We start from the raw sequence: 20,560 nt of genomic DNA, 5'->3' as shown, positions 1-20,560 counted from the left end.
AGTTATAATGTTATTGTAGTCAGACTTGTTTAAATCCAAGGTGTGATCTTGTTTAAAAATAGGTTAAATTCAAAAATGGATGAAAATTTCTAAATCATGCATATTTTTATCAATAAAAAAACTGACATCGGCGGTCCAATGTCAGTTCGATCGTGTAAGTCATTCATTCTTTTGCATAAATGATAATTTCAGTACCCTGAGGTGTGCTGTTCCATTCATACGCAATATTCATTTGAGTCAGCATTTCAGAAATGATGGAAAGACCAATGCCTGTGCCTCTCCATTCGGATATTGCCTCCATGCCGGGACCATGGTCCTTAATTAATAATCCTACGTATTGTGGAGTTTTTACAAACTTAATAGCAATATACTTACCGGATTGAGCATGCCGCATCACATTCTGCAACAGATTATCGAGGACCCGCTTAAACCAAACTTCATCCATTCTCCATATTACTGAGTGATCTAGCTCAATATCGATTTGAAATCCTTTTTGTTCAAAGATAGGATACCACTCTGACATCGACGATCGAACAATTTTTCTCACATCAACCTCAGTCATATTCATTGGAAGCATTCCGGAGCTAAGAAGTGTAAAGGAAGCCATGTTGTCAATTAACACACCTAAAAAATCGACTTTATTCTGAATTGCTTTTGCGGATGCTTCGGCTTCTCCAGACAAGGAACACTGATTCAATTTAAAAGCATGGCCTCTAATGACTGTTAAAGGTGTACGAATATCATGAGATAAATTAGTAATGAGTTGTTTACGCAGTTCTGTTTGTTGCTGTTCATTTTGTTTACTTACACGAATTTGCTCCGCCATTTTATTGAAAGAGTGTTCCAGTTGTCCAATTTCATCATTTACTTTAACCATTAATTGTGGTGGTATTCCGTGCTCCCATTCCTTTTCCATATTTAATTGAAGCGCTACAAGTCGCTTGCGTAATTTATTGAAAAATAACCACGAAACAAATATAACTAATGACCATATAAACGCAAGTGCACCAAACCAGATAATCACATATTTATCACGAACAATATCCCACTGAGATCCAACATATTTGAGAGGGATTTGTAAAATAACGAATCCTTCATTTTCGCTTCCTATTAAAGAAGTTGTAACAGTAAAATAGGAAGAGCTATCCGCTTGTTGCATAAACGCTATTGCTTTACCCACATTCCAAGATGTATCGTCGTTTTTATTAGTATTAAAAAGTAATATCCCATCAGAATTTACCCACTTTACTTGGGCATTTTGATAATTTTCAGCTTTTGTAAGTCCGTTTATAATTTCATTATTGGATTTGCCGGATAGTCCAGCTACAATCTCATTCCATTCTTTCTTGGTCTCGATAGGATCATGATAAATTTCTGAAGATTGATCATTTAATCCGGTTAAAGCAAAGTAGTACACAAGATTAACACCAAGATATGAGATAGGGAATATAAAAATAGATAATACAATAATTAAGAGATATCTCGTAGATAATTTCATTGTTTCACCCTGTAACCAATACCACGAATCGTTTCAATAACAGTCGGAAACTGAGGGTCTATCTCAATTTTTTGTCGTAAATATCTGATATGCACCATTAAAGTTTTATCGCCTTCAATGTACGATTGCTCCCAAATGTGCTCGTAAATCTGTTCTTTTGTAAGTATTTGATTAGGGTGTCTTAGAAAATAATAAAAAATTTTATGTTGTTTTTCCGTCAATATAATTTCATCATTTGTACGGGTATCCATAATTCGATTAGTATTAAAATCAATTACTAAATGTTGAATGTTAACGCTACTCTTTGCGACCTTATCAAATCTTCGGAGAAGAACATCAATTCTAGCGGCTAATTCATCGGGGTGAAAGGGCTTGGTGAGATAATCATCCGCGTATACAAGTCCTTTTAAAACATCTTCAATAGATGTACGAGCTGTTAAAAAAATAATTGGAACGTCTGAGCGTATTGCTTTTATGCGTTCGCCAATTGTAAAACCATCTAAGCCAGGAAGCATAATATCTAATATAATTAAATCTGCTTGTTTAATAAATTGGGGGTACTGATCAGATGATACTCTCCATGTAACTCCGTACCCTCTACTTTCTAAATCTTTTGTAACCAAATCGCCTATTTCAACATCATCCTCAAAATACAAAATCTGATTACCCATTATCTCCCACCCTTTCTAAAATGGATTACATTACCTCATTGTACAAAAATTACAGAAATTTTACACCTGAAATCTAGTAGTGAAGCTAGAAGAAGAAAAGCAGCCAGCCCTCGGATGAGGAACTAGCTGCTTTTTATTAATCAACTCGTTACAGTAGGTGTAACAGGATGACTATGAGCGTATTGTTTGCGCTTTCTTTTTCTCTTAGAAAGTAAAGGAAGATGTTCTATGCTAAATACGTTTGATTTCTGCAAATTCAGAAGAATAAGGAATGCACTTGTGTACAGTGTCAAGCTGATCAAGTTCATATTACCTGACAATATAAAATTCACATGCATGAACATACAGATGAGTACAGAAGGTAAAATTCTAAATCCCATCATAATAAATATGCCCATCATGATTTGAACAATCGGTATCGCATAATTAAAAGGTATAACCCAATGAATGCAAAAGTGTTCTATAAAATATTTATAGAAGACAGGGACATGAGGTTTTAAGGCAGCAGCACTTAAATATTCGGTTAAAAATTGTCCAGGAAATTGAAACCATGAAATTTCTCCTGTTTTTCCTGTTATTTTAGTAATACCTGCTAGCAACCAACCAAACCCAAACAATATTCTCATGATCGTAACTAATGTCAGGTAAAATAAAGAAGGAGACTTGTTAGGTTTCCTCATTGACCTTGAAATGTACACACTACATGCACCCCTAAACAATAATCAGTAGTATTCTATATATCGACAGCAGTTGCATGTAAGAAGGAGGATTATGTAAGTTATTGCAACTACTTCATCTTACATGAAAATGCTTCCATTGTCTTTGGACGATTTTGTATTGTTTTGTCGATTCTTAATAGAGAACGTTAATTTCTTACTGATTTTCACGTTTTGGGCAAAAAAGGTTCGACAGCAAACACAAGTTGTACCTAGATAACGAACCGGAAATTGTATTCTGAATAGTAAGCATTGACTATCGACATAATCAGTAGTATATTAGTTGTGTAACCGGTTACCTATTAGGGTGGAGTGAGAGAATGGCTTCTATAAAAGACGTTGCTGGGCTTGCAGGTGTATCTGTTGCAACAGTGTCCAGAGTGCTTAATGACAAAGGATATGTTGGACAAAGCACAAGAGAAAATGTTGAAAAAGCAATTAAACAATTAAACTACAAGCCGAATGAAGTAGCGAGAAGTCTATTCAAGAAAAAATCTAATACAATTGGTCTAATTGTCCCTGATATTATGAACCCATTTTTCACAGAATTAGCGAGAGCTGTCGAAGACAAGGCTACAAAGTCGGGTTATACGATTATTTTGTGCAATTCAGATGGGAATATAGATAAAGAAAAATCATATTTGGATGTACTCAGACAAAACTATGTAAACGGCATTATTGTTTCATCCAATACGTTAACGGCTGCCCAAGTGAAAGAACTTAATATTCCGGTAGTGAGCATTGACCGTGAAATTAGTAAAGGTTTGCCGACGATCGTAGCAGAGAACAATAAGGGAGCAATTATTGCTACACGGTTTTTACAAAGTAAAGGCTGTAAGAAAATTGGTCATATTAGAGGAACTCATGGAGTAGCTAATGCTGAAGAACGTTTCAACGGTTACAAGGAAGTTGTTTCAGGTGAACCTTGGTATGATGATAGCTTCATCGTAAATGGTAATTTTGATATGCAATCATCGATTGAAGCAACAAAAGAGCTTCTCACTAGACATCCTGATATTGACGGCATATTTGCAGCAAATGATATTATGGCAATTGGTGCCATAAAGGTTGCGTATCAGTTAGGGATGAAAGTACCAGAAGAGCTTAAAATTATTGGATTCGATGGTATCACTCTTTCTACCGTCCTTACGCCCGAATTAACAACTATTGTACAGCCTATCTATGAGTTAGGGGAAAAGGCTACAACAATGCTTGTTCATTTGATGGAGCAGCAGCCTCTTGAGAAAACATATTATAAATTAGATGTTGAGCTGATAGAGAGAAATTCAACATAAGGAGCTTTGGCATGGAGCAGAAACCGAAAATTACTGTTGTAGGAAGTATCAACATGGATTTAGTTACCATTACTTCGCAAGTGCCGAAAGTAGGTGAAACACTATTTGGAGAACATTTTATATTAAATCCAGGTGGTAAAGGTGCGAATCAAGCAGTAGCAGCTGTAAGGCTAGGTGCTAATGTGCAATTGATTGGTTGTGTAGGCCAAGATACATTTGGTACGGATATATTAGCGCATCTTCAAAAAGAAGGTGTTGATGTAACGAATGTGGAACCGGTTACTGATGTTACTGGCACAGCTACAATTATCGTTGCAAATGGAGACAACAGTATTATTGTTGTTCCAGGAGCTAATAATTATGTAACAGCAGAATTTGTTGAGTCGAAACGTGACGTAATTGCGGAAAGTAATCTTCTTATCGTTCAGCTTGAAACACCGCTCGAAGGCGTAATAAAAGCTGTTGAAATAGCTAAGGAAAATGGTGTGACAGTCATTCTTAATCCGGCGCCAATTCAAGAGTTGCCATCAGAGTTGCTTCGCAACATTGATTATGTTACTCCGAATGAGCATGAAGAGCAGTTGCTTAGACAAAACAGAGATGAAGAAGAGTTGAATGGTAAGCTCGTTGTCACTAAGGGTAGTGAAGGTGTGTCCTTTAGTGAAGATGGCAAACAATCCAATATTCCTGCTTACAAAATAGATGTTGTTGATACAACAGGTGCTGGCGATTCATTTAACGGCGGGCTAGCAATTGGACTTATTAAAGGCTTAAGTCTAAGAGAAGCTTGTAAATACGGCAATGCTGTAGCTGCATTATCGACGACCAAGCTAGGAGCACAGACAGGAATGCCTACTGCTCAAGAAGTGGACATTTTTATTAAAAGCATGAAGTAGTCAGCTATCGGCTGCTGCTTTCTGTATCATTTATGAAATCGCTTACTTTACAATTCCTAAGGAGGATGAACAACATGACAAAGAGACCAATTATTATTGACACAGACCCGGGTATTGATGATGCAGTTGCACTAGCGATTGCTCTTTACAGCGAAGAGTTAGAAGTTAAGTTAATTACGACTATTGCTGGTAATGTTGGACTGGATAAGGTAACGACTAACGCACTAAGACTTCTACAATTTTTCGGTAAAGATATTCCGGTAGCATTAGGAGCTACAAAACCGTTAATTAAAGCTCCGATTGATGCAAGTGATATTCATGGATCTACAGGGATGGATGGTTTTGAGTTCGAAGAACCTACAAAAGATCTAGTATTGAAAGAACATGCTGTCAATGCGATGCGTCGTGTCCTAATGGAAAGCCCAGAGCCAATTACACTCGTTCCGATTGGTCCATTGACTAATATTGCGCTTCTTCTGTCCATGTATCCTGAAGTGAAAGAAAAGATTGCAAAAATCGTATTGATGGGTGGTTCAACAGGTCGAGGCAATATGGGCGTTATGTCGGAGTTTAATATTGTTGCCGATCCAGATGCAGCGAAGATTGTATTCCAAAGCAAGTTGCCAGTAGTCATGGTGCCATTGGATGTTGGACTTAAGGCTCTTGTTTATCCAGAAGATAGTGAGCAGCTTAAAGGAATGAATGATACAGGTCGCATGATCTATCAATTGTTCCAAAAATATAGAGGCGGCAGCATGAAAACAGGATTGAAAATGTATGATGCTACTGCGATTGCCTACTTGCTGAAGCCAGAAATGTTCCAAGTGGTCGACACTTTTGTTGACATTGAATTGCAGGGCGCGATGACGGCAGGCTGTACGGTAGTAGATTTAAAAGGATATTTAAAACAACCAAACAATGCAAAAGTATGTGTCGATATTGATGCAGACGTATTTAAAAAGTGGTTTTTGGAAAGCTTGCAAAAGTGTAACTAAGTGACACCAAGATGAACAGGGAGGAAATGAAGCTATGGATTCCAATCTCGTAATGTATGCTTCTGCAATTATTGCTGTATCAATCGTTATATACATGTTAATTAAAAAAATGGACATTAAAATCACACTATTTCTAATGGGTATCATTCTTATTCTCATTAGTATGGGTATGGATAAAGAAATTGCTGTTAAAGGTTTTGAATCAACGGGATCATTCCTATTAGATCCACTGCAAGTAATCGTTACACAGTTCAAGCAAACGTTCGGTGCAGCAGGATTTATCGTTCTTATCCTCGGTGGATACACAGCTTATATGTCATCCATCGGTGCCAATGATGTGACTGTCAATGCATTAACGAAACCGATTGCAAAAATTAAGTCCGTTTACGTTTTGGTACCTATCGTATTCCTACTAGGTAATGCATTGTCACTTGTTATTCCAAGTGCATCGAACCTTGCGATCATTCTATTAGCTACGTTGTACCCGATATTAAGAAAAGCAGGTATGACAGCTTTGACAGCAGGGGCAGTAATTGCAACTTCGGCAACGATCGTTCCTACACCGCTAGGTAGTGATAATGTTGCAATTGCAGAAGAACTTGCGAAGCATTCATCCTTTGCAGGTCTTAGCGTTACGGATTATGTATTTAACTATCATGCTCTTGTTTCAATTCCTACTTTGATCTTTATTGCTTTCGTTCATTACTTCTGGCAGAAGAGAATGGACAAGAAGTCCAATCTGCTTAAAGAGTCTGGTAAAGATGTAGAAAACGTGGATGTGCCAGCTATTGCTGTAATCAGCGGTGGTAAGTTATACAAAACAGTATATGCGCTTCTTCCTGTGTTCCCTATTATCCTTTTGCTTGGTGCTTACGCTATCCAAATGACAACTGGCAACACGATTGAAATTAGTGTTGAAGTTGCAACATTAGTATCGTTAATCCTTGCAATTATTTGCGAATTGTTTAGACATAAGTTTAACAAAAGCGTATTGGTTAAGACAGAAGCTTTCTTTAAAGGGATGGGCGATGCGATTCCAATCGTAGCGCTACTAGTTGCAGCTTCTGTGTTTGTAACCGGTTTGAAATCAATAGGTCTAGTTGATCAGCTACAGACATCTATGCAACAGATGCAAGGTAATGGACTAGACTTTATTCTACCGCTTATCTTAGTTGCACTAACTGCTCTTATCGTTATCTTGAGCGGCAGTGGTACTGCTCTAATCTTTGCAATGGTACCGCTTATCGTTCCGCTTGCAGTAGCAGCGGGCATTAGCCCAATTGCTATCTCTGTACCACTAGGTCTATCTGGCAACCTGTTCCGTGCTGTTTCCCCAGTTGCGGCAGTTATCCTGATCGTAGCAGGTACAGTTAAAGCAGATCCGATCGCTATTGTAAAAAGAACATCCGTACCAATGATAGCCGGTGTAATATTCATGTTCGTATTATCAATGATTATATTCCTTTAATGGGATATATAAAGAAAGAGGAGCAGGCATTGCGCTTGCTCTCTTTTTTTATGAGAAAATCTATTTAAAAGGAGAGTTTTTTATGAATCGAATATATTTTAAAGACAATCCATGGCCCAATGGACATGCGATTAAGGAGTTTGAAAGGCAGTCTCGACTAGAGCCAGACAGCGGTATATGGTTCGACCTTCATTTGAGATCGGAATGTTAGTATGCAGAGGATGAGAGGAAGCGTGAAGAGATTGGGGAAGAAGTGGTCGACGATACACCAGCTATGAAGAAAGACTGCATTTGCTGGACAAGCATGTAATAGATACAGACTTATTTGAGTGGTCCGAGGTGCAACACAAATTTCTTTTAAAGTAATATCCGTGTACCAGTATGTTGCTAAGTAAAACGCTTAAGAAATTTGACTGATTCGAATGATGCAACACTAGTGTGTTATGATAAAAGATATTGGATACATTATGTATGATAATCATTTAACGTTCAACAATAAGGAGAAATAATGTGGCTAAACTTAATCAATTTATAAAAATATGTTTTGCGTTGCTTTTAGTATTAGTAATCATATATGTGGGATCACTTGTTAACTTTGTTTTCAAGCCAATCCTTTCTCTAATTACAATTGTTACTGTGCCTCTAATGTTAGCTGTTTTCTTTTATTATCTTTTGCTCCCGTTGGTTAACTGGATGGAAAAGAAGAAAGTTAATCGAACATTATCCGTTCTTCTAATTTATTTGGTTATAGCAGTAGTTTTGGCTGGCTTATTTATTGGCGTTTGGCCTTCACTGCAAACTCAATTGCTAAATCTGGTGAACAACGCTCCTAGTTTGCTTAACGCTCTGAATGAACAATTGCAAGAACTTGAACAAAGCGGATTTCTAGCGGAGTATCTTCCGAAAGACGTAAATCCATTGTCTGAGCTGACTAACTATTTGAACAAAGGATTTACGTTTATGACGGAATATGTGGCAGGTTTGTTTGGCGTAATCTCGAACGTTGCTGTTGTGTTATTTATATTTCCTGTCATTCTGTTTTATATGTTGAAGGAAAGTGGAGGTTTTGGGCGGAAAATGATTAGCCTAGCTCCAAAAAGATATCACGAAGAAGCTTCCAAAGTAGTACAAGACATCGATTATTCGCTTAGCAGTTTTATAATAGGAAGAGTGCTCATTAACTTGGCGTTAGGTGTACTCATGTATCTAGGTTTTCTTATTATAGGCTTGCCATATGCACTATTGTTAACTGTAGTAGCGGTCATATTGAATTTCATTCCGTTTATTGGAGCGATTTTGTCATCAGTTCCGATTGTTATTATTGGATTTATTGAATCTCCGTCAATTGCAATTTGGTCATTGATCATTATACTTGTATCGCAACAAATACAAGATAATCTCATTGCTCCTTATATTTTCGGCAAACAACTTGCTATTCATCCGGTAACGACAATTATCCTCGTATTGGTCGGAGGAGATTTGGCAGGTATCTTAGGAATATTACTAATTATTCCTATCTATATGATGCTAAAAATTGTTGTTATGAAAGTGTATGAATTGTTCTTCAAGAAAAAGTGGGAAGAAGCGTAAAGTTTAAGCCCGAGGAAGACATTAGGCTGTACCTAAGTTCATTCTGAGCTATAACCTTGTATGTAGACACTATAGAAAAACCGTTAGAATGAAGCGGTAATAGGATGGCTCCTGAGATTGCATCAGGAGCCATCTTTTTTAAATATGCTCATGAGTCCATCTAACTATCAGGATACAGTATAGAAAATAAACAATCCATCAAAAGTCATAGTAATAAAAAAGGAAATCTTATCTCATTTGTCGAATACTAGCATTCGAAAGTTGAAACTGAGATACATGCAACATGAATGTACAAAGCGGGGGCATAACTTGAAGCAACATCTTACTACATTACGAATCGCAGCAACTTTTGCTGTGGTCATGCTCCACATCAGTGCAGGTTTACTTTTTTCATTTGAGAAAAATGGTTTAGAGTATTGGTGGTACGGTAATATCGTAGATTCCTTTACTCGCTGGTCTGTGCCGATATTTTTTATGATAAGCGGGGCATTACTACTAAATAAAGTGGAGGAAGCAGGCTATTTCTACAGGAAGCGATTAAAGAAAATAGCGATTCCGTTTCTATTTTGGAGTCTATTCTATTTGATTCTCCAGTACATCGTACATAATATGTCTCTTTCTACTTTAATGAAAAAGGCAGTCGATGCACCTTATTATCATCTATGGTTTCTTTTTGCAATCCTCGGATTATATTTAGTGACTCCTCTATTGCAAAGATGGATGCAAGTTACTCCCAAGGGCATGTTGTTTTTGTTTATCGTATTTTGGATCTTTAATAGTGCTATTATTCCCTTATTTACTAGATTTACAGATTTGGATATCAGATTTAGAGTGCCGCTAGCGATTGAATATATCGGCTATTTTGTCATGGGACATTACTTGGAGAAGTATAAGCCTAAGCTGACTGCATGGTTATTTCCTATAGGACTCGTTATTACGATCTTTGGTACATACTACCTAACAGCTATGAATGATGGTATGTTTGACCGATTCTTCTACGGATATTTTACGCTTAATGTATTATTGATGTCGGTAGGTATATTTGTATTTTTCCAAAAGCATCCGATAAAGATTCCGTTCCAAGCTTTTTTAGATAAATACAGCTTTGGTGTATTTCTTGTGCATGCATTAATTTTAACCCTCCTAAATCAAAAACTTCATATTAATGCAACATTCGTTCATCCAGTAGTCGGTATAGTAGTTACGATGTCGATTACACTACCCATAAGTTACTTAATCATTTGGGCGATTTCCAAAGTCCCTTATTTGAAACGAATCATTTAAGCCTTCGCTCAGAACACATTAAGTTGATACTTACCTCCTATTTATTGCACTATGCAATGGAAAATTTATTCACTTATAGACGATACCTAGACATTCTTGTAAAATATGTCGAAAATGGGTCATGAGGTGAAGAAGGTGGAGGTAAGCAGGATACTGGGTTCTGTTCATGCAATTGGTTTTGCCACGTATAAGGAGTGGCTTGCTTATCGCTCCCATATGGCTGCATCGTTGCTCGTAGGGCCCGTATACTTTTTAACGCAATACTTTATTTGGCAGTCTGTATATGAAGGTACGGAAAAGATTAACGGCTTTACATTGGAGCAGATGTTAGCCTATTTTGGCATTGCAACGGTCATTAATTATTTTATTTATGATTCTGCCGATTGGAATTTGCAGATGCTCGTACGTACAGGGAAATATGTAACATTTGCACTTCGGCCAATGCCTCACTATTTGTATGCCTTCTCGCAAAAAGTAGGTCACCGCTCTTTAGGTATCATCATCGAATTTATCCCCATCTTTTTTATTTTCATGTTCTTGTTCGGGATTAAGCTTGTTCCAGTACAGCCTGTTTGGGCTATCATTTCGATTGTACTAAGTTTCCTAATGAACTTTATGGTTAACTATTGTGTGGGTCTGACAGCTTTTTGGCTCATTCGTGCAGAGGGGGTAAGACGGGTATTTCTACTGCTAAAAGATATTAGTGCAGGCGTATTTATTCCACTTACATTTTTCCCTGAATGGACGCAGAAGCTGTTATTTTTCTTACCTTTTCAGTTCATTACATATGTTCCGACCCGCGTTTTTATTGGTGAATACGAGCTGGCGGGTTATTCGATGTCTATTCCGGCAATCGTTGCGTTTCAAGCAGGGGCTACCGCACTTATGGCTGGCTTGATGTTATTGCTCTACCATTTGGCGATGAAACGGTTTACGGGGGTGGGAGTATGAAGGGAGTTCTCCTCTGTATTGGTTCTGTTATGCGCACGAAAATTGCTGAACAAACTGCGTATCGCAGCCACTTTTTCCTCAGCATATTTCTGATGATTGCAGGCGACTTGCTAGTTCCGATGTTAACATTACTCGTATATAGCTCAGGGGTATCTTTTCCAGGTTGGTCACTCCATGAGGCTCTACTTATTCAAGGGATATTTGGATTAGCGAAAGGAGTAGCTTTTCCTCTGTTTTTCGGAATGGTAGGAAGTACGTTAACGTTAGTTAGAGAAGGGACATTTGATTTATTACTGCTTAAGCCAAGGCCAACGCTTTTCATGACTATGCTGAATGGGCTTGATCCTGAGGATTTCGGCAGATTGTTTAGCGGCGGCGTACTATTTTGGTATGCAATGTCAGGGCTAGAAGCTCCAACACTATTAGGTTGGTTGCAGTTTGCAGGTTTATTTCTGGCTTCACTTGCTGTGTTATGTTCATTCTCCTTGTTTATGTCGGGATTGCTCTTTAAATGGGTAGGCGGCAGCCGTGTTTATGATATTTTTGATTCGCTAACAAGCTTCGGGCTGTATCCAGGCACGATTTTTTCCAAATCATTTCAACAAATAACAACGTATATTATTCCTGTTGGCTTGATTGCATTTATCCCGGCAAAAGCATTGCTTGGACGTGCTGACTGGGAAACGTTGATCTCAGCTATAGTCGGCATATTGTTTTTATTGGCGGGTATCGCTTTTTGGCAACGAATGCTGAAGACCTATACAAGTGCGGGTGGATAAGGGGGGAAATGATTATGATCGAAGTCAAAAACTTAACGAAAACATATATGACCCATGAACGTGGACATACACTGCGGGAGACGATGATAAACTTAATTAAACGACCGATGAAGCAAGTTGATGCAGTCAAAAGTATTTCCCTTACAGTAGAGAAAGGGGAAATGATTGCTTTCCTAGGACCGAATGGAGCAGGGAAGTCGACCACTTTAAAGATGTTATCCGGTGTGCTTCATCCCACCTCTGGCGAAATCAAGGCGCTTGGTCTTACACCTTGGAAGCAAAGAAGCCAATATGTTCGGAAGATCGGTGCTGTATTCGGTCAGAAGTCGCAGTTGTTATGGGATATTCCTCCTGCAGATTCCTTTTACATGAATAAGGCCATCTATGGGGTACCGGAACAGGCTTACAAAAGGACGTTGGATCACCTTACAACAGTGCTCGATGTGGGAGAAATTATGCGTAAGCCAACAAGGCAGCTATCCCTTGGTGAAAGAATGAAGTGCGAATTTATTATGGCGATGTTGCATGGGCCTGAGCTAGTGTTCCTGGATGAACCTACGATCGGACTCGATGTTATTGCAAAAGAAACAATTCGTGATTTCATTAAAGAGATGAATAGCCAAGGTGTTACTTTCATATTGACTACCCATGATCTGGATGATGTAGAGATGCTTGCAGAACGGGTAATCGTCATCAATCATGGGGAAATCGTGTTCGACAATACGCTGAATGAGCTGCGTGGAAGATTAGGTGGGAAGAAGGCTGTAAAACTAACAACTGACACGCCGTTTCCTGATAAGTTTATACCGGGTATAGAGCTGCTCAAGAGGATTAACGAGTGTGAGGTAGAACTTGAAATCGATATCGATATAATGCCGCTCAAAGGGTTCATCAGGCAATTTAACGAAAGCTGCGGCATACTCGATATGTCTATTGAAGCGTTGCCGATTGATGCAGTCATGAAGGAATTATATAACGAAACGAAAAAAACCGTCACTTTGGTATAGAAAGTGGATCTAATATTTCATAGTGTAGCAGTTATATTGAGTATTAAATTTTGTTAGGAAGGGAGTAGACATTCACTTCCTTTTAAACATTTGCTATTTTTAATAAATCAGCTGCTCAGAGCTTCTACTCTGACACGGTTGATTTATTTTTTTGATGTCATCTTTGGATTACTATGTTAGGGATTTCCTCATTTACATGTCTGGGTTATAATTGTTATATTATGAAACTATGTTCCGTATAATGAAACTAGGAGTGTTTATATGAGGGCAGTTATTGTCGAGAAGTTTGGTTCAGCAGACAAGATGAAAACTTAACTTTCGTTATACCGGATAGTGTTGATTTTAATACTGCGGGTGCATGCGGAATTGTATCTTTTTTATCCTACAAGCTACTTGCAGACGTAGCACGAATACAGCCCGATGAAACGGTATTAATTCATGCTGCGTCTGGCGGAGTTGGTACAACAGCTATACAGATAGCAAAAGCGTTAGGGATAACGAAAGTTATTGGAACCGTTGGTAGTGAGAAGAAAGTACCGATAGCAGTCAGTGCTGGTGCAGATCATGTCATTAACTATGAAACGGATAACTTCGCAGAAATAGTAAATGAGCTAACTGAGGGTAGAGGTGCTGATGTTATTTTGGACTCAGTTGGAGGAGTCATAACGGAGCAAAGTTTAGGGTGTTTAGCCAAATTCGGTCGTTTAGTTGTATTTGGTAATTCAAGTGGATCATATGCAGAAATGCAAACGAAAGATTTGCACGCAAGCTGTCGACAAGTTATTGGATTTAGCCTTGGAACAACGAGGAAAGAACGCCCAGAGCTGTTAAAGGAAACGGCCTCTCATGTGTTTAAACTGATTGAAGAAGGTAAGCTTGAGGTGCATATTAGCAAAAAGCTATCGCTTGAGGACGCTCCACTCGCGCACGAGCTAGTTGAAAGCAGAAATAGCACTGGAAAAATACTATTGTATGTACATAAATCATAAAGAGGGCGCTCTCTCACATGTAGAATTCTCTACTTTATGAGAGAGCGCCCTTGCACTTATTCTTTATATGCTTCTTTACTTTGCACTTATTCTTTGTAAATTTCTATACTTTGAACTTTTCTATCGTAATCTGTAATTGCTCTGCCATCTCGCTTAGTTCTCTAGCAGATGAAGACACTTTCTCCATTGACGACAATTGGTTTTCAGTCTCAGCAGAAACCTCCTGTGCACCTGTGCCTGTTGTCTCCGATATGCCCGTAATAAATTTCATGGATTGTACGATCTGTTCAGCACCTGCAGCCATCTGGTGGATGGAAGTAGATACTTCATGGATTTGCTTGTTTACTGAGTTCACGGAGCCTTGTATATGCTCAAAGGCTGCACCAGCTGAATGGACAGCTTCAATGCCAGAAGAAACTTCAGTTGTTGCTGTCCCCATTGTATGTACCGCGTGTTTCGTTTCCTCCTGAATTGCACTAATTTGCTCGGCGATTTGCCCTGCAGATTGTGCGGACTCTTCTGCCAGCTTACGAATTTCACCTGCTACAACAGCGAATCCCCGGCCATTCTCTCCCGCACGCGCAGCTTCAATACCAGCGTTTAAGGAGAGGATATTCGTTTGTTTGGCAATGTCAGAAATGGCCTTTAATATTTTCCCAATTTGTGAGGAACGTTCATTCAAGCCATTAATCAACTGGGATAGACTAGAAACGGTACGGTGGATGGAGTTCATTTGTTCAATCGCCGATCTAATCGTTTGTCCTCCTTCAGATGCACGCACATAAGCTTCATTAGCTGTACTTGAAACGTTCTTTGCATGTCCTGCGATCTGTTGAACACTTTCAGCCATTTCATCCATTGTAGTAGAAGCTTCCTCGAGATGATGGAACTGCTGCTTCACATCAGTTGCTACATGTTGCATCGTTGTTGCAATTTGTTGTGAGGCAAAGGAGGCCTGCTCACTAGTTGCAGTTAATTGCTGGGATGATGCAGCCACTTGCTCTGTATTGGAACTAACTTGATAAATCAATTGACGGAGATTGTTAGACATCTGGTTAAACGAAATGGCTAAATCTCCTACTTCATCCTTATTTGTAACGGATACTTCATGGGAGGAGAGGTCACCCATTGCGATCTTTTTGGCTGCCTGAGCAATAGCAACGATGGGTCTGGACATCATTCTGCCGATAAACCAGGAGATAATTAGACTTGTCAAAATAGCTGCAAGTGCTAAGAAGATAATCAGTGTTTTGATAGATGCTACTTCACGGGCAGTTGTTTCTTTCTCTTTATCTAATAACCCTTGCTGGAATGCAGCCAGCTCTTCTGCCTTTTGATCAAAGCGGAAAATAATATTTTGACCTCTAGTGGCCGCTAGTTGAACCGCTTCTTCTGTTTTATTTTGAATTTTTAATTCTATTGAATTATTTGAGATGTGATAATATTCGCTTTCAAATTGATTGAGTTGTTGAAGAATTAACTGCGCCTCAGGGTGCTGCAGTAGTTCGCCTAGGTCTGTAGTCAATTGCTCATATTCCGTATGAGCGTCAGTGAAATATTGTAAGGTATCTTGATCGCCTAGAAGTAAATAGCCGCGAATTCCGGATTGTTCCTTTTTTACGGTAACGTTAAGCTGCTTGATCTGGATCAACTTATGGGCTTTGTCTTCTACTAAATCGAGATAATTACGCTCGACCCGTGTTATTTGAAAATAGATTATGGCAATTGTAGTAATGAGTACGAGTAAAACAGCCATAAAGCCTGCAAATAACTTTCTGCTAATCGTTAGGCGCATAGGGACTCCTTTATTGGAATGTATTGGATGAACATTTCTAATATAGTACATGTCGTTAATGATTACAATAGCCTACACATCAGTAGTGTAAGTGCTTTCAACATATGCTGAAATATTACTTCAAACTGTAATGATTTATGTGATTAATCTTTTCAAAATCTCGTATTATGAGCATCAAATAATATACAATTGAAGTAAACAGTAAATATATTTAGCAAGATTGGAAGTGGTCGTGTTGCGAGAAGAGAGTATTTTGTTAGTTGACGATGAAAAAGGTATTTTGGTTATGCTGGAGCTGTTATTAAAGAAGGAAGGATTTAATCGTTTAACAACCGCTTCTACGGGTAATGAAGCTCTCCGAATGGTGGGGCTAACGTCATTTGATCTTATTGTGCTTGATGTCATGCTCCCAGATATAGAAGGATTTCAATTATGTGGGGAAATTCGCAAACATACGCTCGCTCCCATAATATTTGTAACGGCTCGTTCGGGTGATCTCGATAAATTAATGGGGCTCGGTATTGGTGGTGACGATTATATAACGAAGCCGTTTAATCCGCTTGAAGTACTGGCGAGAATTAATGCACAACTAAGGCGGCAGAGATTGGACAGATCCATTAATGTGACGAAGGTACAACGATTTGATTATGGTTATTTCGTACTAAACAAAACAGCAGCGCAGCTTATTGTCAATGGAATAGAGGTCCCTTGTACGGCAAAGGAATATGAACTTCTACTATTTCTGTGTGAACATCCGAACCAAGTGTTCACCGCAATACAATTGTACGAGCAGGTGTGGGGGACGGCACTGATGGGGGACGAGAAGACGGTTGTTATACATATATCAAAGCTTCGAAAAAAATTGGAGTCAGACGCTGTTAATCCGAAGGCGATCGTTAACTTACGTGGTATAGGTTATAAATTCATCCCGCATAAGCAGGTAACTCATTATGAAGGGTAATGCTCGGTTACTGCTTCGTCTGGCTTTGCATATTTTGTTTGGCCTTATTCTGCTTGCTGCTATGATTATCGGGGCTATTGCCTTAACAGAGTATTTTATTCCTACTGCAGGTGATTATCAAGATTCAGTAGGGATGTATGGAATGTTTGCTGTTATTATATTTTTTCCGATTGTATTCGGGTGGACGATAGGAAGACCTATCTTTTATATGATGAGTTGGATCAATCGATTGGCTAACGGTATCTACGATGAACCGGGTAGACATAAGAAACTCTATAGTGGAAAAAGCAAGAAGTTAAAGCGAAGATACCGTCTTTTTAAAGAACTCATCATTCAACTACAAACACTATCTGAGGCTCTTGAGAGAAGTCGACAAGAAAGACGTCAGCTGGATGAAATGAAGAGGGAATGGATAGCAGGAATATCTCATGATTTGAAGACACCACTTACTTACATCAAAGGATATTCTACTATGCTCCTATCACCTGATTATGATTGGGAGAAGGAGGAAAAGACAAAGTTTTTGACAGAGATTCTAAGCAAGGCAAACCATATGGAGCTTCTGATCAGTGATTTGAATATTACTTTTCAACTAGAAGAAGGATCAATACCTCTAAAATTAGAGAAGTATGATCTTGTTGAATGTATACGAAGAGTTGTAGCTGATGTAGCGAATGATCCACGTGCTGCTCATCATAATTTAACATTAGAGACGAATGAAACCTACATTAATGTATTGCTTGATGTGAAACTGCTTGAACGAGCATTGCTAAACTTAATGCTTAATGCAATTGTTCATAATCCTGTCGGAACAACGATTCAAGTTCTCATTACTAATAGTAATGGACTGCAAGTCATTATTAAGGATGATGGGATTGGCATGAATGAGGAAGCGGTGGAGCGGCTGTTTCAACGATATTATCGAGGTACAACAACTGATGCCAGTACAGAGGGAACTGGACTAGGAATGGCAATTGCAAAGCAATTCGTTATGGCTTTAGGTGGAGATATTGTAGTAACGAGTGAGTTGAACAAAGGTACAGAAGTAATCGTGTCCTTACCGACCTTGAATTAATCTGGATGTAGTCATCACTTTACCTGGATTTTACTTTCGTCTTCTACACTAGTATTTGTAGATGGATGAGGAGGAAGTAAGATGCTGTTAGAGATTAATGGAATTAGCAAACAATATAATAAGGCTGCATGGGCGTTACAGGACATAAACTTGCAATTAAAGCCAGGAATAATTGGTTTGCTCGGGCCAAATGGAGCCGGTAAGTCATCGCTAATGCGGATACTAGCAACAATTACAAAGCCGACAACTGGCACGGTGTTCTGGAATGGAATGAACATAGGGAAAAAGCCTGATGAGCTGAGACGCGTATTAGGCTATTTGCCACAGGATTTTGGCGTATATCCACACTTGAAGCCAATAGAATTTTTGGAATACGCTGCTTCTCTCAAAGGGGTGTCTAGTCGTCAAACAAGAACTCGTATGCTTGAGCTGCTTGAGCTTTTGAATCTACAAGATACGTTAAAGCGCCCAATCGGCAGCTTTTCTGGTGGTATGCGCCAACGAATAGGAATCGCACAAGCTCTTTTGAATGATCCCAAGGTGCTTATTGTCGACGAACCAACTGTAGGTCTAGACCCCGAGGAAAGATTACGTTTCCGTAGTATATTAACAGATTTGTCAGGTGAAAGAATTATTATATTCTCAACGCACATCGTTTCGGATATCGAAGCAACAGCGGATCAAATTGCAATAATGTCGAAGGGTAGATTGCTTGTAAAGTCAGACCCGATGGTACTACTTAGAAGCGTACAGGGAAAGGTATGGTCTGTCGTCATATCGGAGCATGAGCTTCAGGACGCTAGAGCGAAGTGGTTAATTAGCGGGACGATTCGTCGAGAGGACGGATTACAGCTTCGCATTGTTTCTGTACATCAACCAACCTCTCAGGCGATGGAAGTTTCTCCTAATCTTGAAGATGCTTATCTTTATGTTAGGCATAATGGGGGAGAACAATAGAATGAGGACCATACGAACCATTTATTATATAGCACAGGCAGATCTCCTTGAACGAATAAGACAATACTCATTTATGCTTATGATCGCTATTACAATGTTGTTAGCTTATTTTTTCGTCCCGCCCGTGGACGCCGGGTATATTACGATGTCTCTGGAGCAATCGAGAGGTGTGTATAATTCGGCATGGGTTGCGGGTTCAGTTGCCCTCTCTACAACGATATTTCTTTCCCTGTTCGGTTTCTATTTGGTGAAGAATAGTATAGATCGAGATAGACGAAGTAGAGTTAGTCATATTATCGGATCTACTCCAGTAAAAAAGCTATATTATATGATTGGAAAATGGTGTAGCAACTTTATCGTGTTGGCTATCATTGTTGCTTTTATTATGCTCATCGCTCTTATTATGCAATGGGTTCGTGGGGAAGTAATGAAAGTAGAGCTATGGCCCCTCTTGTCACCTTTCTTACTCGTGACGTTACCACTGATGGCTGTTATTGCATCGCTTGCCTTGCTATTTGAATCGATAAAGTGGCTGCAAGGCGGGATTGGCAATGTTATTTATTTTATTCTCTATATGATCATAAGTACCAGTACCTCTTTTGAGGTCTTTGGCATATCCGCCATTACATCAGATATGATTTTGGAGTTGTCAGCAATTGATGCTCATTATAACGGTAATTATAGTGCAGGTATTCTGTTTCAAGAAGGACCAACAAAGACGTTTGTATGGACCGGTGTTGATTGGACAGTAGAACTAGTACTACAGCAGCTATCCCTCTTTTTAGTTGCGTTTCTTATCATACCTGTAACAGCGATAGTATTCCGAGGCTTTAAAGCGGAGGAAGATGGGCAGACCAGAACGAAAGCTAAAAAGGAATGGATGGAATCTGATAAAGAACATTCAGTTCCGCGTATTCGTCCTGCTCAACTCACCCCAGTAGTTATAAAGGATTCGTTCTGGGCACTTGTTAGAGCGGAGTGGCAGTTGATGATGAAGGGTGCTTCACTGATTTGGTATATGATTGCGCTCATTCTTTGTATCCTCTGTATGACCCTTCCTGTTACTGCTAGCTCTCAATGGATGATCTGGCCGTTGACCTGGATTTGGCCGATGCTCCTTTGGTCAGGTATGGGTAATAAGGAAATTCGATTCCGCACGGAGTTTTTAATTGCTTCAAGTCCTCGTTATGTTTTCCGTCAACTGACAGCAGTTTGGATTGCAGGGGTTCTCCTCTCTTGTGTAACAGGAAGTGGAATGTTCATTCGCTTTGTACTCGAAAGGAACGTCGAACTGCTTATTTATTGGGTTAGTGCTGCTATTCTTATTCCTAGCCTTGCACTCGCTCTAGGAATTCTCACAAGGAATAATCGAGCTTTTGAAGTGATTTATATGCTGCTCTGGTACTTAGGTCCATTTAATAAAATGCCTTTTCTCGACTTTATGGGAACATCGTCGAAGGATGGGACGACGTGGATTACGGAGAGTAGTTATAACCCTTTGGTGGTAGGTTTCGTTTATTTACTTATTGGTGCAGCATTGTTAGCTTTCTCTTATATAGGCAGAAGTAGATTGACGCATTCTATGTAATGATAGTTTTAACCATGAATGTAAAGCTTGTGAGGGGTGTTAAGA

The 20,560-nt window shown here is 39.1% G+C and carries 18 protein-coding genes and 1 pseudogene; 15 read left to right on the top strand and 4 right to left on the bottom strand.

All coding sequences use genetic code 11. From position 1 onward, the window contains the following. Positions 1–163 precede the first annotated feature (163 nt). From MFF31_RS04030 to MFF31_RS04020, 3 genes are all read right to left on the bottom strand, one after another. Positions 164–1,498 (bottom strand): HAMP domain-containing sensor histidine kinase, encoded by a 1,335-nt coding sequence (locus tag MFF31_RS04030; protein ID WP_238186828.1) that lies wholly within the window; start codon positions 1,496–1,498, stop codon positions 164–166. Further along, a complete protein-coding gene (locus tag MFF31_RS04025) occupies positions 1,495–2,169 on the bottom strand; it encodes a response regulator transcription factor (protein WP_238186827.1) in 675 nt (224 codons plus the stop codon). Before MFF31_RS04025 ends, MFF31_RS04030 begins: the two co-directional genes overlap by 4 nt. 140 nt (positions 2,170–2,309) lie before the next feature. Continuing rightward, a complete protein-coding gene (locus MFF31_RS04020; RefSeq protein ID WP_248565394.1) occupies positions 2,310–2,849 on the bottom strand; it encodes a hypothetical protein in 540 nt (179 codons plus the stop codon). A gap of 356 nt (positions 2,850–3,205) precedes the next feature. Between MFF31_RS04020 and MFF31_RS04015 the strand changes: the two genes are divergently transcribed. The 11 genes and pseudogenes from MFF31_RS04015 to MFF31_RS03970 all read left to right on the top strand — a co-directional run. Continuing rightward, positions 3,206–4,180: a LacI family DNA-binding transcriptional regulator gene (locus tag MFF31_RS04015; RefSeq protein WP_238186825.1), complete on the top strand. Its 975-nt coding sequence runs from the start codon at positions 3,206–3,208 to the stop codon at positions 4,178–4,180. A gap of 11 nt (positions 4,181–4,191) precedes the next feature. After that, positions 4,192–5,076 (top strand): ribokinase, encoded by an 885-nt coding sequence (gene rbsK, locus MFF31_RS04010; RefSeq protein ID WP_238186824.1) that lies wholly within the window; start codon positions 4,192–4,194, stop codon positions 5,074–5,076. 74 nt (positions 5,077–5,150) lie between these two features. After that, positions 5,151–6,071 (top strand): ribonucleoside hydrolase RihC, encoded by a 921-nt coding sequence (gene rihC / locus MFF31_RS04005; RefSeq protein WP_238186823.1) that lies wholly within the window; start codon positions 5,151–5,153, stop codon positions 6,069–6,071. Between the two features lie 34 nt (positions 6,072–6,105). Continuing rightward, on the top strand, positions 6,106–7,539 hold the full coding sequence (gene dcuC, locus MFF31_RS04000) for a C4-dicarboxylate transporter DcuC (protein WP_238186822.1): 1,434 nt from the start codon (positions 6,106–6,108) through the stop codon (positions 7,537–7,539). A gap of 82 nt (positions 7,540–7,621) precedes the next feature. Then, a complete protein-coding gene (locus tag MFF31_RS25155; RefSeq protein WP_282570416.1) occupies positions 7,622–7,750 on the top strand; it encodes a hypothetical protein in 129 nt (42 codons plus the stop codon). A gap of 299 nt (positions 7,751–8,049) precedes the next feature. After that, complete coding sequence (locus MFF31_RS03995; RefSeq protein WP_238186821.1) at positions 8,050–9,129, top strand: AI-2E family transporter; 1,080 nt, start codon at positions 8,050–8,052, stop codon at positions 9,127–9,129. Between the two features lie 309 nt (positions 9,130–9,438). Next, complete coding sequence (locus MFF31_RS03990; protein WP_238186820.1) at positions 9,439–10,413, top strand: acyltransferase; 975 nt, start codon at positions 9,439–9,441, stop codon at positions 10,411–10,413. Between the two features lie 105 nt (positions 10,414–10,518). After that, a complete protein-coding gene (locus MFF31_RS03985) occupies positions 10,519–11,364 on the top strand; it encodes an ABC transporter permease (RefSeq protein WP_248565393.1) in 846 nt (281 codons plus the stop codon). Then, positions 11,361–12,143 carry an ABC transporter permease gene (locus MFF31_RS03980; protein WP_238186818.1) on the top strand — a complete coding sequence of 261 codons (783 nt, stop codon included), beginning with the start codon at positions 11,361–11,363 and terminating at the stop codon, positions 12,141–12,143. The genes MFF31_RS03985 and MFF31_RS03980 overlap by 4 nt, the downstream gene beginning before the upstream one ends. 14 nt (positions 12,144–12,157) lie before the next feature. Then, entirely contained in the window at positions 12,158–13,150 is a 993-nt protein-coding gene (locus MFF31_RS03975) for an ABC transporter ATP-binding protein (RefSeq protein ID WP_238186817.1), read from the top strand. A gap of 266 nt (positions 13,151–13,416) precedes the next feature. Next, positions 13,417–14,139, top strand: a pseudogene (locus tag MFF31_RS03970) (quinone oxidoreductase family protein); the annotation flags it as partial. 103 nt (positions 14,140–14,242) lie between these two features. On the opposite strand, the gene MFF31_RS03965 reads toward MFF31_RS03970, so the two are convergent. Further along, complete coding sequence (locus MFF31_RS03965; protein ID WP_238186816.1) at positions 14,243–15,934, bottom strand: methyl-accepting chemotaxis protein; 1,692 nt, start codon at positions 15,932–15,934, stop codon at positions 14,243–14,245. Positions 15,935–16,169: 235 nt separating this feature from the next. Between MFF31_RS03965 and MFF31_RS03960 the strand changes: the two genes are divergently transcribed. From MFF31_RS03960 to MFF31_RS03945, 4 genes are all read left to right on the top strand, one after another. Continuing rightward, positions 16,170–16,895: a response regulator transcription factor gene (locus tag MFF31_RS03960; protein ID WP_238188482.1), complete on the top strand. Its 726-nt coding sequence runs from the start codon at positions 16,170–16,172 to the stop codon at positions 16,893–16,895. Beyond that, the gene (locus tag MFF31_RS03955; RefSeq protein WP_238186815.1) at positions 16,885–17,970 is read left to right on the top strand and encodes a sensor histidine kinase; all 1,086 of its coding nucleotides are present in this window, start codon (positions 16,885–16,887) and stop codon (positions 17,968–17,970) included. Before MFF31_RS03960 ends, MFF31_RS03955 begins: the two co-directional genes overlap by 11 nt. 81 nt (positions 17,971–18,051) lie before the next feature. Further along, positions 18,052–18,927, top strand: a complete 876-nt coding sequence (locus tag MFF31_RS03950) for an ABC transporter ATP-binding protein (RefSeq protein ID WP_238186814.1) — start codon at positions 18,052–18,054, stop codon at positions 18,925–18,927. Position 18,928: 1 nt separating this feature from the next. Next, positions 18,929–20,515 (top strand): ABC transporter permease, encoded by a 1,587-nt coding sequence (locus MFF31_RS03945; RefSeq protein WP_238186813.1) that lies wholly within the window; start codon positions 18,929–18,931, stop codon positions 20,513–20,515. Positions 20,516–20,560 lie beyond the last annotated feature (45 nt).

Source organism: Paenibacillus sp. L3-i20, assembly GCF_022180385.2.
Lineage (GTDB): Bacteria > Bacillota > Bacilli > Paenibacillales > Paenibacillaceae > Pristimantibacillus.
Note: the sequence above shows the minus strand (reverse complement) of the source record. Positions and strands in the feature narration are given on the sequence as shown.

Bases quoted from the DNA above. Each gene is read 5' to 3' on its own strand.
- MFF31_RS04030 (WP_238186828.1), bottom strand. From the start codon at position 1,498: ATGAAATTATCTACGAGATATCTCTTAATTATTGTATTATCTATTTTT.
- MFF31_RS04025 (WP_238186827.1), bottom strand. From the start codon at position 2,169: ATGGGTAATCAGATTTTGTATTTTGAGGATGATGTTGAAATAGGCGAT.
- MFF31_RS04020 (WP_248565394.1), bottom strand. From the start codon at position 2,849: ATGAGGAAACCTAACAAGTCTCCTTCTTTATTTTACCTGACATTAGTT.
- MFF31_RS04015 (WP_238186825.1), top strand. From the start codon at position 3,206: ATGGCTTCTATAAAAGACGTTGCTGGGCTTGCAGGTGTATCTGTTGCA.
- rbsK (WP_238186824.1), top strand. From the start codon at position 4,192: ATGGAGCAGAAACCGAAAATTACTGTTGTAGGAAGTATCAACATGGAT.
- rihC (WP_238186823.1), top strand. From the start codon at position 5,151: ATGACAAAGAGACCAATTATTATTGACACAGACCCGGGTATTGATGAT.
- dcuC (WP_238186822.1), top strand. From the start codon at position 6,106: ATGGATTCCAATCTCGTAATGTATGCTTCTGCAATTATTGCTGTATCA.
- MFF31_RS25155 (WP_282570416.1), top strand. From the start codon at position 7,622: ATGAATCGAATATATTTTAAAGACAATCCATGGCCCAATGGACATGCG.
- MFF31_RS03985 (WP_248565393.1), top strand. From the start codon at position 10,519: ATGTCGAAAATGGGTCATGAGGTGAAGAAGGTGGAGGTAAGCAGGATA.
- MFF31_RS03980 (WP_238186818.1), top strand. From the start codon at position 11,361: ATGAAGGGAGTTCTCCTCTGTATTGGTTCTGTTATGCGCACGAAAATT.
- MFF31_RS03975 (WP_238186817.1), top strand. From the start codon at position 12,158: ATGATCGAAGTCAAAAACTTAACGAAAACATATATGACCCATGAACGT.
- MFF31_RS03965 (WP_238186816.1), bottom strand. From the start codon at position 15,934: ATGCGCCTAACGATTAGCAGAAAGTTATTTGCAGGCTTTATGGCTGTT.
- MFF31_RS03955 (WP_238186815.1), top strand. From the start codon at position 16,885: ATGAAGGGTAATGCTCGGTTACTGCTTCGTCTGGCTTTGCATATTTTG.
- MFF31_RS03950 (WP_238186814.1), top strand. From the start codon at position 18,052: ATGCTGTTAGAGATTAATGGAATTAGCAAACAATATAATAAGGCTGCA.
- MFF31_RS03945 (WP_238186813.1), top strand. From the start codon at position 18,929: ATGAGGACCATACGAACCATTTATTATATAGCACAGGCAGATCTCCTT.